Annotated in this window: 13 protein-coding genes and 1 tRNA gene; 11 read left to right on the plus strand and 3 right to left on the minus strand. The window is 68.1% G+C overall.

Translation table 11 applies throughout. From position 1 onward, the window contains the following. The first annotated feature begins 86 nt into the window (after positions 1-86). Genes G6N09_RS17290 through xerD form a run of 3 tightly spaced genes read left to right on the plus strand, consistent with a single transcriptional unit; the run spans position 87 to position 3,419 of the window. Positions 87-1,850 carry a CTP synthase gene (locus G6N09_RS17290; protein ID WP_083023422.1) on the plus strand — a complete coding sequence of 588 codons (1,764 nt, stop codon included), beginning with the start codon at positions 87-89 and terminating at the stop codon, positions 1,848-1,850. After that, entirely contained in the window at positions 1,843-2,466 is a 624-nt protein-coding gene (locus tag G6N09_RS17295; protein WP_083022845.1) for an NUDIX domain-containing protein, read from the plus strand. Before G6N09_RS17290 ends, G6N09_RS17295 begins: the two co-directional genes overlap by 8 nt. Then, positions 2,463-3,419 (plus strand): site-specific tyrosine recombinase XerD, encoded by a 957-nt coding sequence (xerD, locus tag G6N09_RS17300; protein ID WP_083022846.1) that lies wholly within the window; start codon positions 2,463-2,465, stop codon positions 3,417-3,419. The genes G6N09_RS17295 and xerD overlap by 4 nt, the downstream gene beginning before the upstream one ends. Before the next feature lie 55 nt (positions 3,420-3,474). Here xerD and G6N09_RS17305 read toward each other — a convergent pair whose 3' ends face one another. After that, positions 3,475-4,230: a class I SAM-dependent methyltransferase gene (locus G6N09_RS17305; protein ID WP_083022847.1), complete on the minus strand. Its 756-nt coding sequence runs from the start codon at positions 4,228-4,230 to the stop codon at positions 3,475-3,477. Between the two features lie 113 nt (positions 4,231-4,343). Between G6N09_RS17305 and G6N09_RS17310 the strand changes: the two genes are divergently transcribed. The 6 genes from G6N09_RS17310 to der are packed head-to-tail and all read left to right on the plus strand — an operon-like array spanning position 4,344 to position 9,687. Next, positions 4,344-5,201, plus strand: coding sequence for a ParA family protein (locus G6N09_RS17310; protein WP_083022848.1), 858 nt, complete (start codon positions 4,344-4,346; stop codon positions 5,199-5,201). Then, positions 5,198-6,022, plus strand: coding sequence for a segregation/condensation protein A (locus G6N09_RS17315; protein ID WP_083022849.1), 825 nt, complete (start codon positions 5,198-5,200; stop codon positions 6,020-6,022). The genes G6N09_RS17310 and G6N09_RS17315 overlap by 4 nt, the downstream gene beginning before the upstream one ends. A 14-nt stretch (positions 6,023-6,036) precedes the next feature. After that, positions 6,037-6,813 (plus strand): SMC-Scp complex subunit ScpB, encoded by a 777-nt coding sequence (scpB, locus tag G6N09_RS17320; protein WP_083022850.1) that lies wholly within the window; start codon positions 6,037-6,039, stop codon positions 6,811-6,813. Beyond that, complete coding sequence (locus G6N09_RS17325) at positions 6,813-7,568, plus strand: pseudouridine synthase (protein WP_083022851.1); 756 nt, start codon at positions 6,813-6,815, stop codon at positions 7,566-7,568. The genes scpB and G6N09_RS17325 overlap by 1 nt, the downstream gene beginning before the upstream one ends. Beyond that, on the plus strand, positions 7,565-8,251 hold the full coding sequence (cmk, locus tag G6N09_RS17330; RefSeq protein WP_083022852.1) for a (d)CMP kinase: 687 nt from the start codon (positions 7,565-7,567) through the stop codon (positions 8,249-8,251). Before G6N09_RS17325 ends, cmk begins: the two co-directional genes overlap by 4 nt. Then, entirely contained in the window at positions 8,248-9,687 is a 1,440-nt protein-coding gene (der, locus tag G6N09_RS17335; protein ID WP_407662625.1) for a ribosome biogenesis GTPase Der, read from the plus strand. The genes cmk and der overlap by 4 nt, the downstream gene beginning before the upstream one ends. Before the next feature lie 10 nt (positions 9,688-9,697). Here der and G6N09_RS17340 read toward each other — a convergent pair whose 3' ends face one another. Then, complete coding sequence (locus tag G6N09_RS17340) at positions 9,698-10,132, minus strand: hypothetical protein (protein ID WP_083022853.1); 435 nt, start codon at positions 10,130-10,132, stop codon at positions 9,698-9,700. Positions 10,133-10,193: 61 nt separating this feature from the next. Between G6N09_RS17340 and G6N09_RS17345 the strand changes: the two genes are divergently transcribed. Then, on the plus strand, positions 10,194-10,976 hold the full coding sequence (locus G6N09_RS17345; RefSeq protein WP_083023427.1) for a sulfite exporter TauE/SafE family protein: 783 nt from the start codon (positions 10,194-10,196) through the stop codon (positions 10,974-10,976). A gap of 5 nt (positions 10,977-10,981) precedes the next feature. Here the strand turns inward: G6N09_RS17345 and G6N09_RS17350 are convergent, their stop codons facing one another. Beyond that, positions 10,982-12,616: a patatin-like phospholipase family protein gene (locus tag G6N09_RS17350; protein WP_083022854.1), complete on the minus strand. Its 1,635-nt coding sequence runs from the start codon at positions 12,614-12,616 to the stop codon at positions 10,982-10,984. 207 nt (positions 12,617-12,823) lie between these two features. Between G6N09_RS17350 and G6N09_RS17355 the strand changes: the two genes are divergently transcribed. Continuing rightward, positions 12,824-12,897 (plus strand) — tRNA-Pro (locus tag G6N09_RS17355). Positions 12,898-12,964 lie beyond the last annotated feature (67 nt).

Below are 12,964 nucleotides of genomic sequence, written 5' to 3' on the forward strand. Positions count from 1 at the left end.
GCCGGGTCGGTGTTAGGGTGAGATTCCGTGGGTCGGCAGGCCCTCAAGTTCCTGCGCCGTCGTCACGGAGGTTGGTGTTGCCACCACTGCGAAAGCATCCGCAAACCGAGCCGAAGCATCTCTTCGTCACGGGTGGAGTTGCGTCCTCGCTGGGTAAGGGTTTGACCGCAAGTAGCTTGGGCCAGTTGTTGATCGCCCGGGGTATTCAGGTCACCATGCAGAAGCTGGACCCTTATCTCAACGTCGATCCTGGGACGATGAACCCGTTCCAGCACGGCGAGGTGTTCGTCACCGAGGACGGTGCCGAGACCGACCTCGACGTCGGCCACTATGAGCGATTCCTGGACCGCGACCTGTCCGGTTCGGCGAATGTGACCACGGGCCAGGTGTATTCGACGGTCATCGCCAAGGAACGCCGCGGTGAATACCTCGGCGACACCGTGCAGGTGATTCCGCACATCACCGACGAGATCAAGCGGCGCATCCTGGCGATGTCTGAACCCGACGCCAGCGGCAATCGCCCCGACGTGGTGATCACCGAGATCGGCGGCACCGTCGGCGACATCGAGTCGCAGCCCTTCCTGGAGGCCGCCCGCCAGATCCGCCACGACGTGGGCCGCGACAACGTCTTCTTCCTGCACGTGTCGCTGGTGCCCTACCTGGCGCCGTCCGGTGAGCTCAAGACCAAGCCCACCCAGCACTCGGTGGCCGCATTGCGCAGCATCGGCATCACCCCCGACGCGTTGATCCTGCGGTGTGATCGTGACGTCCCGGAGGCGCTGAAGAACAAGATCGCGCTGATGTGTGACGTCGACATCGACGGCGTCATCTCCACCCCCGACGCGCCGTCGATCTATGACATTCCCAAGGTGCTGCACCGCGAGGAACTCGACGCCTACGTGGTGCGTCGCCTGAACCTGCCCTTCAAAGACGTCGACTGGACCGAATGGGACGAGCTGTTGCGGCGCGTCCACGAACCCCACGAGACCGTACGAATCGCTTTGGTGGGCAAGTACATCGACTTGTCGGACGCGTACCTGTCGGTGACCGAGGCGCTGCGGGCCGGTGGCTTCACCCACTTCGCGAAGGTGGAGATCCACTGGGTGGCCTCCGACGCGTGCGAGACACCGGCCGGCGCTGCCGCCGCGCTGGGGGAGATGCACGGTGTGCTGATCCCCGGCGGGTTCGGCATTCGGGGCATCGAAGGCAAGATCGGTGCCATCGCCTACGCCCGCACCCACGCGCTGCCGGTGCTGGGACTATGCCTGGGTCTGCAGTGCATCGTGATCGACGCCGCCCGCGTTGCCGGGATCACCGATGCCAGCTCGGCGGAGTTCGACCCGGAGACCCCCGACCCGGTGATCGCGACCATGGCCGACCAGCAGGATGCCGTCGCCGGGACCGCCGACCTGGGCGGCACCATGCGCCTGGGCGCCTACCCGGCGGTGCTGGAAGCGGATTCGATTGTGGCCGAGGCGTATCAGGCCACCGAGGTCTCCGAGCGTCACCGGCATCGTTTCGAGGTCAACAACGCCTACCGCGACCGGATCGCCGAGAGTGGGCTGCGATTCTCCGGAACGTCCCCGGACGGCAAGCTGGTGGAGTTCGTCGAGTACCCCCGCGATGTGCACCCGTTCCTGGTGGGCACCCAAGCCCACCCGGAGCTCAAGAGCCGGCCCACCCGGGCGCATCCGCTGTTCGCCGCGTTCATCGGTGCGGCCATGGACTACAAGGCGGCCGAGCGGTTGCCGGTGGAGATCCCTGAGCACGCCCACGAGCCCCATGGCGCCGACCACGACGCGCCCGACCCCGACCAAGAGACGCTGTCGGAACACGTCACCCGTGGCTGACCACGTCTTCACGACCACGTCGTCGCAGCTGCTGCACAGCGGCAAGATCTTTGCGCTGCGCCGCGACGAGGTGGTGATGCCGGGAGGCGCCACGGCCACCCGCGAGGTGGTGGAGCATTTCGGGGCGGTCGCGGTGGTCGCCATGGATGACCAGGGCCGGATTCCGCTGATCTATCAGTACCGGCATGCGCTGGGCCGCCGGTTGTGGGAGCTTCCCGCGGGCCTGCTCGACGTCGATGGCGAGCCGGCGCACCAGACTGCCGGCCGCGAACTGGTCGAGGAGGCGGGCCTGACGGCCACCAGCTGGAAGGTGTTGGTGGATCTGGCCTCCACACCGGGCTTCTGTGACGAGTCGGTCCGGGTCTATCTGGCCACCGGCCTGACCAAGGTGGATCGCCCCGAGGCCCACGACGAAGAAGCCGACCTCAAACTGGAGTGGTATTCGCTGGCCGAGGCAGCCCGGATGGTGTTCCGCGGTGAGATCGTCAATGCCATTGCGGTGGCGGGGATTCTGGCCGCCTACACGCACAGTCAGGGATTCGCCGAGCTGCGTGACCGCGATGCCGAGTGGGTCGACCAACCTCGAGCGTTCGCCGCAAGGCAGCAACGGCCATGACCGCGGCGACCCAGCCGGTGTGCCCGTTGAACGGGCAGATGCAGGGGTATCTGGACCACCTGACCATCGAGCGCGGGGTTGCAGCGAACACGTTGAGTTCGTATCGGCGCGACCTGCGCCGCTACCGCGAGCATCTGCTGTCGCGCGGTGTCGAAGACCTGGCCGGTGTCACCGAAGGCGATGTCACCGAATTCCTGGTCGCGCTGCGCCGCGGTGACCCCGACAACGGCGTACCCGAACTGTCGGCGGTCTCGGCGGGCCGCGCCCTGATCGCGGTACGCGGCCTGCATCGGTTCGCCGCCGCGGAGGGCCTGGTGGCGGCGGACGTGGCGCGTTCGGTCAAACCGCCCACCCCGGGGCGTCGTCTGCCCAAGAGCCTGACCGTCGACGAGGTGGCCGCGCTGTTGGCCGGCGCCGGCGGCGACAGCGCCTCGGACGGGCCGCTGACGCTGCGCAATCGTGCGCTGCTGGAGATGCTGTACTCCACCGGATCTCGTATCTCAGAGGCCGTGGGACTGGACCTCGACGACATCGATGTCGCCGACCGGTCGGTGCTGTTGCGCGGCAAGGGCGGCAAGCAGCGCCTGGTGCCGGTGGGCCGTCCGGCGGTGGCGGCACTGGATGCCTACCTGGTGCGAGGACGCCCAGACCTGGCCGGCCGCGGCCGTGGCACCCCGGCGGTGTTCCTCAATGCCCGAGGTGGGCGGCTGTCGCGCCAAAGCGCCTGGCAGGTGTTGCAGGACACCGCCGAGCGGGCCGGGATCACCGCGCAGGTGTCACCGCACACCCTGCGCCATTCGTTTGCCACTCACCTGCTTGACGGTGGTGCCGACGTGCGCGTGGTGCAGGAACTGCTCGGGCACGCCTCGGTGACCACCACCCAGATCTACACCCTGGTGACCGTCAATGCCCTGCGTGAGGTGTGGGCCGGCGCGCACCCGCGAGCCCGCTAACTACCGCCCAGCCTGTTTGGGCGGTCCAGCTTCGGCTCTCCTTCGTCGAGCCTCGCTAACCGCCCAGGTAGGTCGACTCCAGCACCAGATCGTGCAGCAGGCTCTGATACTCCACATGGGTGCGGTGTTCGACGGTGTCCCAGTGCGAACCCTGCTGGGCCTGCATGTACTCGCGGTACCGCGGCGCCCCGGGAATCTTGACGTTGTCGGCCACCACCACAGCGCCCGGATGCAACCAGCCCCGGTCCAGGATGGCCTGCAGGTCAGGCAGGTAGGCGTCCTTGTCGTGGTCGATGAACAGGAAGTCCAGCCCGCCGGCGGCGAAGCCGTGTTTGGCGGTCAGGGTGTCCAGCGTGCGTCCGCCGTCACCGAGGGTGCCCACCACGCAGGTCACCCGGTCGGCCACCCCGGCGTGCGCCCAGATCCGTCGCGCGTTGGCGGCATTGGCTTCGGCCAGCTCGATCGAGTAGATCCGTGCCGCCGGCGCGGCCCGCGCGATTCGCAGGGCGCTGTAGCCGCAGTAGGTGCCCAGTTCCAGGGCCAGCCCCGGATTGGCCCGCACCACGGCGGAGTCGAGCAGCAGGCCCTTCTCGTCACCGATGTTGATCAGCAAAGACTTCTCGTAGGCGAATTCGTCGATGCGGGCGATCACGTCATCGAGGTCACCGGGCCGGGCGTTGGCCAGTACGAAATCGACCGCCGCGGCCTCGCGGCCGTCGCCGATCTGGCCGGTGGTGACGATGTTGCGTGCGCCGGTCGCCATCCGCAGGAACGACCACCGCAGGAAGGGGAGACGTCGTTTCAGGCTCATAGAGGCGATCTTATGGCCGCCGGCGCCCACAATCACTGGTCATGTGGCTAATACAGCTGCCGGTCACCTATTAGACTTCTGCGGATGTCCGCCACCACAGCGCCGGTCCGGCCATGAGCGACGACGACAGCCCCGGCGTCGGCTTGACGGGACGTCCGCCGCGGAATATCCCCGAGCCGCAGCCCCGTTCGACGCACGGCCCGGCCAAGGTCATTGCGATGTGCAATCAGAAGGGTGGCGTCGGTAAGACGACCTCCACCATCAATCTCGGTGCTGCGCTGGCCGAATACGGCCGCCGCGTGCTGCTGGTCGACCTGGACCCCCAAGGCGCTCTGTCGGCCGGGCTCGGTGTGCCGCACTACGACCTGGCGCATACCGTCCACAATCTGCTGGTCGAGCCGCGCGTGGGTATCGATGACGTGGTGGTGCACACCGGGGTGGAGAACCTGGACCTGGTGCCGTCCAACATCGACCTGTCGGCGGCCGAGATTCAGCTGGTCAACGAGGTGGGGCGCGAGCATTCCCTGGCCCGGGCGCTGACTCCGGTGCTGGACCGCTATGACTACCTGCTGATCGACTGCCAGCCGTCGCTGGGCTTGCTCACCGTCAACGGGCTGGCCTGCGCCGACGGCGTGGTGATCCCGACCGAATGCGAGTATTTCTCGCTGCGCGGCCTGGCGCTGCTGACCGACACCGTCGACAAGGTCCGTGACCGGCTCAACCCGAAGCTGGAGATCAGCGGAATCCTGTTGACCCGGTATGACCCGCGCACGGTCAACTCCCGTGAGGTCATGTCGCGGGTGGTCGAGCGTTTCGGCGACCTGGTGTTCGACACGGTGATCACCCGTACCGTGCGGTTCCCCGAGACCACGGTGGCGGGCGAGCCCATCACCACCTGGGCGCCGAAATCGGGCGGCGCGCAGGCCTATCGCGCGTTGGCCCGCGAAGTCATCGACCGATTCGGCGCGTGAACGCCGACGCCGAGACGCCCGACGCCCCCGCCGACCCCAGCGGCTTCCAGGTCCGGCTGACCAACTTCGAGGGTCCGTTCGACCTGCTGCTGCAACTGATCTTCGCGCACCGCCTCGACGTCACCGAAGTGGCGCTGCACCAGGTCACCGATGACTTCATCGCCTACACCCGCGACGTCGGCGCGCAGCTGGAGCTCGAAGAGACCACGGCATTTCTGGTTATTGCTGCGACACTGCTCGACCTCAAAGCGGCCCGGCTGCTGCCGGCCGGCCAGGTCGACGACGAAGAGGACCTGGCGCTGCTGGAGGTCCGCGACCTACTGTTCGCGCGGCTTTTGCAGTACCGGGCGTTCAAGCACGTCGCGCAGATGTTCGCCGAATTGGAGGCCGCCGCCCTGCGCAGCTACCCGCGCGCAGTGGCACTGGAAGACAGCTTCGCCAACCTGTTGCCCGAAGTGATGCTCGGTGTGGACGCCGAGTCGTTCGCCCAGATCGCTGCGGCGGCGTTCACGCCGCGTCCGGTGCCGGTGGTGGGCCTAGAACACCTGCACCAGGTGATGGTGTCGGTTCCCGAGCAGGCCGGTGTGGTGTTGCGGCTGCTGGAGGCTCGCGGTACCGGCCAGTGGGCGTCGTTCTCCGAATTGGTCGCCGACTGCTCGATGCCGATCCAGATCGTCGGCCGCTTCCTGGCGCTGCTCGAACTGTATCGGGCCAGGGCGGTAGCATTTGAGCAGTCAGAACCACTTGGTGTGCTCCAGGTGTCGTGGACGGGAGAGCGTCCCACCAATGAAGACCTGGTGAAAGCAGAATCGGCCGAGTAGTGCGAGACGAATTAATGACTGACCCTATGCCCGACTCCGACCTGTCGGAGGCTCCCGAGACCTCCGAGGCTGCCGAGTCGGTGGCCGACCACGAGGCTGCGGCGCCCTCGGTCGTTCCGTCGGGCTCGGATCTGGGGATCGACGTCGCCCTGGCCCCCGAACTCGAGGATGCCGAGCTCGGGTCGGTGCTCGAAGCCCTGCTGCTGGTGGTCGACACCCCGGTGCCGGTCGAGGCGCTGGCAACCGCGACCGATCAGCCGGTCTACCGGATCACCGCCAAGCTGCGGACCATGGCCGAGGAGTTCACCGAACGCGACAGCGGCATCGACCTGCGTGAGGCCGGCGGTGGCTGGCGGCTCTACACCCGCTCCCGGTTCGCGCCGTATGTGGAGCGGCTGTTGCTCGACGGTGCCCGCTCCAAGCTGACCCGCGCCGCGCTGGAGACCCTGGCGGTGGTCGCCTACCGTCAGCCCGTGACGCGGGCGCGCGTCAGCGCGGTGCGCGGTGTCAACGTCGACGCAGTGATCCGGACCCTGGTGGCGCGCGGCCTGATCACCGAGGCCGGCGCCGACCCCGATACCGGTGCGGTGACGTTCTCGACCACCGAGCTGTTCCTGGAGCGGCTCGGTCTGTCGTCCCTGACTGACCTGCCCGACATCGCGCCGCTGTTGCCCGATGTGGACGTGATTGATGAAATGAGCGAAACCCTGGACAGCGAACCGCGTTTCATGAAACTCGGCGGTGCCCCCGCGGCCAATCAGCCGCTGGCCTTCGATGTGGACCACCTCTGATGGCGTGGCCGGACGAAGATCAAGAGGGCGTGCGCCTGCAGAAGGTGCTGTCGCAGGCCGGTGTGGCCTCGCGTCGGGTGGCCGAGCGGATGATCCGCGATGGCCGGGTCGAGGTGGACGGCCGAGTGGTCACCGAACTGGGCACCCGGGTGGACCCGTCGGCATCGGTGATCCGGGTCGACGGGGCGCGGGTGACGGTGGATGACACCCGGGTCTATCTCGCGCTGAACAAGCCGCGCGGAGTGCACTCGACCATGTCGGACGAACGCGGACGGCCCTGCATCGGCGACTACGTCGAGCACCGGGTTCGCGGTGACGCCAAGCTGTTTCACGTGGGGCGTCTGGACGCCGACACCGAGGGTCTGATGCTGCTGACCAACGATGGGGAGCTGGCGCACCGGTTGATGCACCCGTCGTATCGGGTGCCCAAGACCTATGTGGCCACCGTGCTGGGCGCCGTTCCCCGCGGGTTCGGCAAGAAGCTGCGCGAGGGCGTCGAACTCGACGACGGCCCGGCGAAGGTCGACGACTTCGCCGTGGTCGACGCGGTCCCTGGTAAGTCGATGGTGCGGGTGACGCTGCACGAGGGTCGCAAGCGGATCGTGCGGCGGCTGCTGGCCGCGGTCGGATTCCCGGTACAGGAGCTGGTGCGCACCGACATCGGTTCGGTGACGCTGGGGGAGCAGCGTGCCGGCAGCATCCGGGCGTTGACCAGCAAGGAGATCGGGGAACTCTACAAGGCGGTCGGCCTATGAGCACCCGTGCGTCCGTCGTCGCCATCGACGGGCCGGCCGGCACCGGAAAGTCCACAGTGGCAAGGGGATTGGCGCAGGCCCTGGGGTCACGCTATCTGGACACCGGTGCCATGTACCGGGTGGTCACCCTGGCGGTGCTGCGTGCCGGGATCGCTCTGGAGGACACCGAGGCGATCGGCGCACTCGCCGAGCGTGTCGAGGTCGCCGTCGACTCCCAGCCTGAGGGCGACCGCGCTTTTCTGGGCGACGAAGACGTGTCGCGGGAGATCCGCGGTGACGCGGTGACCCGCGCGGTGTCGGCGGTGTCGGCGGTTGCGGCCGTGCGCACCCGGCTGGTGGCCGTCCAGCAGCAGCTGGCCGCTGGTGGCGGCGTGGTGGTGGAAGGCCGCGACATCGGCACCGTGGTGCTGCCCGACGCCGACGTGAAGATCTTCCTGACCGCCTCGGCCGAGACCCGCGCCCGACGGCGCAATGACCAGAACATCGCGGCCGGACTGGGCGACGACTACGCCGGGGTGCTCGCTGATGTGCTTCGCCGCGACGAGTTGGATTCCACGAGGGCGGTGTCGCCGTTGCGGCCCGCCGACGACGCGGTGATCGTGGACACCGGAGACATGACCCAGGCACAGGTGATCGATCATCTGCGGGACCTGGTTGAGCAGCATTGCGGGGCGATCCGATGAGTGACGGACCGATGAGTGACGGACCCATGAGTGACGGAACCTGGGTCGACGAAAGCGACTGGGAGATCGGCGAAGAGGGCGGTTTCGACGACCTCGTCGAAGACTCCGGCCCGCCCCCGGTGGTGGCCGTGGTGGGCCGGCCCAACGTCGGCAAGTCGACGCTGGTCAACCGGATCCTGGGCCGCCGCGAAGCCGTGGTGCAGGACCTGCCCGGGGTGACCCGCGACCGGGTCTCCTACGACGCGTTGTGGACTGGTCGCCGCTTTGTGGTGCAGGACACCGGCGGCTGGGAGCCCGACGCCAAGGGTCTGCAGCAGCTGGTGGCTGAGCAGGCCGCGGTGGCGATGCGTACCGCCGACGCGGTGATCTTGGTGGTGGATGCGGTGGTGGGTGCCACCGCCGGCGATGAGGCTGCCGCGCGGATTCTGCGCCGGTCCGGCAAGCCGGTGTTCTTGGCGGCCAACAAGGTTGACAGTGAGCGCGCCGAATCCGACGCGGCCGCACTGTGGTCGCTGGGGATTGGTGAGCCGTTCACGGTCAGCGCTTTGCACGGGCGCGGGGTCGCCGATCTGCTCGACGAGGTGATCGCCAAGCTGCCTGAGGTGGCCGAGACCGCAGGCGGCGGGGGAGGGCCGCGCCGCGTAGCGCTGGTGGGCAAGCCCAACGTGGGCAAGAGCTCGCTGCTCAACCGGTTGGCCGGAGACGAGCGTTCGGTGGTGCACGACGTGGCCGGCACCACCGTGGACCCGGTGGACTCGCTGATCGAGATGGACGGCAAGATCTGGCGTTTCGTCGACACCGCCGGGCTGCGCCGTAAGGTCGGCCAGGCCAGCGGACACGAGTTCTACGCCTCGGTGCGCACCCACGGGGCGATCGACGCCGCCGAAGTGGTGATCGTGTTGGTCGATTCGTCCCAGCCGCTGACCGAGCAGGATCAGCGGGTGATCTCGATGGTGGTCGAGGCGGGCCGGGCGGTGGTGCTGGCCTACAACAAGTGGGACTTGGTCGACGAGGACCGGCGTTATCTGCTGGACAAGGAGATCGACCGGGATATGGCCCGACTGGCCTGGGCGCCTCGGGTGAACATCTCAGCGAAAACCGGTCGCGCCGTGCAGAAGTTGGTGCCGGCCTTGGAGACCTCGCTGGCCTCCTGGGACAAGCGGATCTCCACCGGTCAGCTCAACAACTGGCTCAAAGAGGTGGTCGCTGCGACACCGCCGCCGGCGCGTGGCGGTCGCGCACCGCGCATCCTGTTCGCCACCCAGGCGACCGCGCGTCCTCCGACGTTCGTGTTGTTCACCTCAGGCTTCCTAGAGGCCGGCTACCGCCGGTTCCTGGAGCGGCGGCTGCGTGAGCAGTTCGGGTTCGAGGGCAGCCCGATCCGGATCAATGTGCGGATGCGGGAAAAGCGCGGCGCGCCCAAGCGTTCTCGCTGACCTGCGGGCCTTAGCCGTTCTTGGTGAGCTGAAAATCCCACTGGCCCACTACACCGCCGGCGGGCCCGCGCCCGCACTGCGCCGCGGTGGCGGTGGTCCATTGACCGGCCAATGTCACCGCGTCGAAGCTGACGGTCTTGGTGACCGGCAACGGAGTGTGATCCACCGGGCAGTCCATGCTGCCGCCCCCGCTGTACTCCCAGCGGCCACCGTTGAGATGAAATTCCGCGTTCTGTAGCCAGCGCTCCCCGTCGACACTGGTGCAGGCCGGCCCGCACGGGGTGAAGGTCCACGTCGCCGCGCGCTGCGACGGGCCGTTCTGGGCGGTGAAGGCGTACGGGCCTGCGGGCACCTCCGGGTCGGCCTGGGCCGCCGGCGGTGCCCCGAGGGCGAACCACAATGCGCCGACAGCGGCGGCGGCCCGCTTTCCCGTAGTGCCGATCATCGCGTCACCCTCTCTGCTCGGCCGTTCAAGTCTGGTGCACGACCAGCGTAGGGTGCTGCAGATGCCGGTATCGCAGATGGTGCTGATCCTCCTGGCAGGGGTGGGTGCGGGCGCGATCAACGCCCTGGTCGGCTCGGGCACATTGATCACTTTTCCGACGCTGGTGACGCTCGGGTTCGCGCCGCTGACCGCGACCATCTCCAACGCGATCGGCCTGGTTGCCGGCGGCATCTCGAGCACCTGGGCCTATCGCCGCGAACTGCGCGGCCAGTGGGACCGGCTGCGCTGGCAGATACCGGGATCACTGCTGGGCGCCGTGTTGGGGGCCTACCTCTTGCTGCACCTGCCCGAAAGCGTTTTCAACCGGATTGTGCCGGCACTGCTGGTCGGTGCCCTGGCCCTGGTGGTGATCGGCCCGAAGATCCAGTCGCTGGCGCAGCAGCGCGCGGCGGCAGCGGGCCGCTCCCTCGACGAGCTCAGCGGGCACCGGCTGGCGGCCCTGGCGATCGGCACCTTCGTGGTCGGGGTGTATGGCGGTTACTTCGCTGCGGCTCAAGGCATTCTGCTGGTGGGCGTGATGGGGGTGCTGCTACCGGAGTCCATGCAGCGGATGAACGCTGCGAAGAACCTGCTGGTGCTGACCGTCAACGTGGTGGCCGCAGCCGCCTACATCGGTACGGCATTCGACCGGATCAGTTGGCCCGCAGCCGGATTGATCGCCGTGGGCTCACTGATCGGGGGCTTTCTGGGCGGTCACTACGGGCGCCGGCTGTCGCCGAACGCCCTGCGCGCGGTGATCCTGGTGGTCGGCCTGATCGGGCTCTACCGCCTGTTGACGGTGTAACCGTCTTAGGCGGGGTTCTGCCGACGCCAGCGTTCCCAGCGGCCGCGCGGCGCCTGGACCGAGGCCATCACCTCATCCATGGACGCGGCGTGCGGATGCTCGGGCTCTGTGGGCGCCGTCGGCGTCACCACCGCGGGCTGGGTGCCCTCCCACCAGACCGGTTGCAGCAGTGCCGAAACCACCGGAACGGCGTGCTCGACGCTCTTGCGTCCCCATTGGCAGGCCCGGTCGATGGTGGCCGCCGCCGGCGCCAGATTCACCGGGGACAGCGTGGGGGAGAACCGGACCAGATGATCGGCATAGGGGGCATTCCGCACCATCTGCAGCTGGATCGCCTGGGTGATCGGCACCAGCCACAGGTGCTTGGGGTCCCACTGCGGGTGGAAGCAGTCAAACGCCAGGTAGCAGGCGTTGCGGCTGCCCAACCGGCCGGCGCGGACGCGTTTCCAGGCCAGCTCCAACGGCACATTGCTGGCCGCGCCGCCGTCCACCAGGGCGCCCACGTCGTTGTCGGCCAACAGCGCGTCGAACATCGGCGCCATGGCCGGATCCTTCGGCTCGTGATGCAGCACCCCGGGGATGGCCGAGGAGAACGACGCCGCATCCACCACGTTGACATCACGGTCGGGGTTATCGCCGCCGATCACGATCGGGGTCACCACCCGCGGGTCGATGAAGGCGGCGGTCTGCCACATCCGCGTGGCCAACTGCGGGCCCAGACCGATCGACAGATACGGCAAAGAGCGCAGCTGCAGGGCGGCCAGGTTCTGGCCGCGATAACGCCCCGGCAGCGCGGCGAACGGCTGACGGCGCACCCCGGCGACCACCGCGTCGAACGGAATGGCCAGATCCGACATGCGCATCGGCTCGCCGTCCTCGCGGCGGAACATCGCGTCGGCGAACAGGTCGAAGTTCAGGGCGAACACACCGGTCAGGCCGTGGCGGCGCCGTGGCCGGTCAGGGCCCAGGATGGCGCGAAACGACACCGTCTTGGACCACTGGATGTACTCCTCGATGGGCACCGGCAGGGTCCGGCTGACCACCGAACCCAAGATGGAGCCGAACGACGAGCCGATCAGGTAGTCGGGCACCGCCCCGGACTCCAGCAGGGCCTCCATGCCGCCGATGTAGACGAAACCGGCGCCACCACCGCCGCCGAGGACGGTGACCAGCTTCTTGTATCCCACCTCGGCGTCGAGTTCGGTCAGCGAGAAGTCATTGCCGTGGCGCTCGGCCACCAGGCGGCGCTGCTCGTCTTGTTCGGCGGCTAGCACGCCGAGGGCGTCGCGGGCGGCGATCAGGGCCATCGCCGGGTCGCGCTCCTCGCGCAGCGGCCCGCGCATTCTGTCGGCGACCTTGGCCCGCCACCCGGCCAGCTCCGCGCCCACCGACACATCACCGCGGCCCCGGGTGCCCCCAGGCCCCGCCGCGCCGGGCTCGAAGTCATCGAGGCGGGCGAAGTTGAGCAGATATCGCAGCCGGCGCAGCTGCTCGGCGCTGAGCACGTCGGGGCGCCGCAGGGTGTGCCGGATGAGCCGGTTCTCCATCTTCTGCAGCAGCAAGACGGTGTCGCGGGTGTCGACGACGTCGACGACTTCGGCGGTACTGGCGGGATCTGCGCCCGTGTCGGGGCTACTCATCGGCTTAGGGGCCGGGTTGGGCAGGTGGCGGGGGATTGCGATGGGCGACGCTGCATACGTGGGGGTTCCTGGGGGGTTGGTGGCGCTGCCAAGGGGGGCAGTCTCGCCCACCGAGCCTACGTGGTCGAGGAGTCCTCACGCGGATTCGGGACACCGGCGGGCGTGCGGTAGCATTTCGACCTGCTGCCGGAGATGATCCGGCGGTGGCGGGCTGTGGCGCAGTTTGGTAGCGCACTTGACTGGGGGTCAAGTGGTCGCAGGTTCAAATCCTGTCAGCCCGACAGATGTGATGTCAGGTCAGAGGGTGTTTTCGAGCAATCGGAGACACCCTTTTTCCATTTTGAACAC

Source organism: Mycolicibacter minnesotensis (assembly GCF_010731755.1).
Classification (GTDB): domain Bacteria; phylum Actinomycetota; class Actinomycetes; order Mycobacteriales; family Mycobacteriaceae; genus Mycobacterium; species Mycobacterium minnesotense.

Bases quoted from the DNA above. Each gene is read 5' to 3' on its own strand.
- xerD (WP_083022846.1), top strand. From the start codon at position 2,463: ATGACCGCGGCGACCCAGCCGGTGTGCCCGTTGAACGGGCAGATGCAG.
- G6N09_RS17305 (WP_083022847.1), bottom strand. From the start codon at position 4,230: ATGAGCCTGAAACGACGTCTCCCCTTCCTGCGGTGGTCGTTCCTGCGG.
- G6N09_RS17310 (WP_083022848.1), top strand. From the start codon at position 4,344: ATGAGCGACGACGACAGCCCCGGCGTCGGCTTGACGGGACGTCCGCCG.
- scpB (WP_083022850.1), top strand. From the start codon at position 6,037: ATGACTGACCCTATGCCCGACTCCGACCTGTCGGAGGCTCCCGAGACC.
- G6N09_RS17325 (WP_083022851.1), top strand. From the start codon at position 6,813: ATGGCGTGGCCGGACGAAGATCAAGAGGGCGTGCGCCTGCAGAAGGTG.
- cmk (WP_083022852.1), top strand. From the start codon at position 7,565: ATGAGCACCCGTGCGTCCGTCGTCGCCATCGACGGGCCGGCCGGCACC.
- der (WP_407662625.1), top strand. From the start codon at position 8,248: ATGAGTGACGGACCGATGAGTGACGGACCCATGAGTGACGGAACCTGG.
- G6N09_RS17340 (WP_083022853.1), bottom strand. From the start codon at position 10,132: ATGATCGGCACTACGGGAAAGCGGGCCGCCGCCGCTGTCGGCGCATTG.
- G6N09_RS17345 (WP_083023427.1), top strand. From the start codon at position 10,194: ATGCCGGTATCGCAGATGGTGCTGATCCTCCTGGCAGGGGTGGGTGCG.
- G6N09_RS17350 (WP_083022854.1), bottom strand. From the start codon at position 12,616: ATGAGTAGCCCCGACACGGGCGCAGATCCCGCCAGTACCGCCGAAGTC.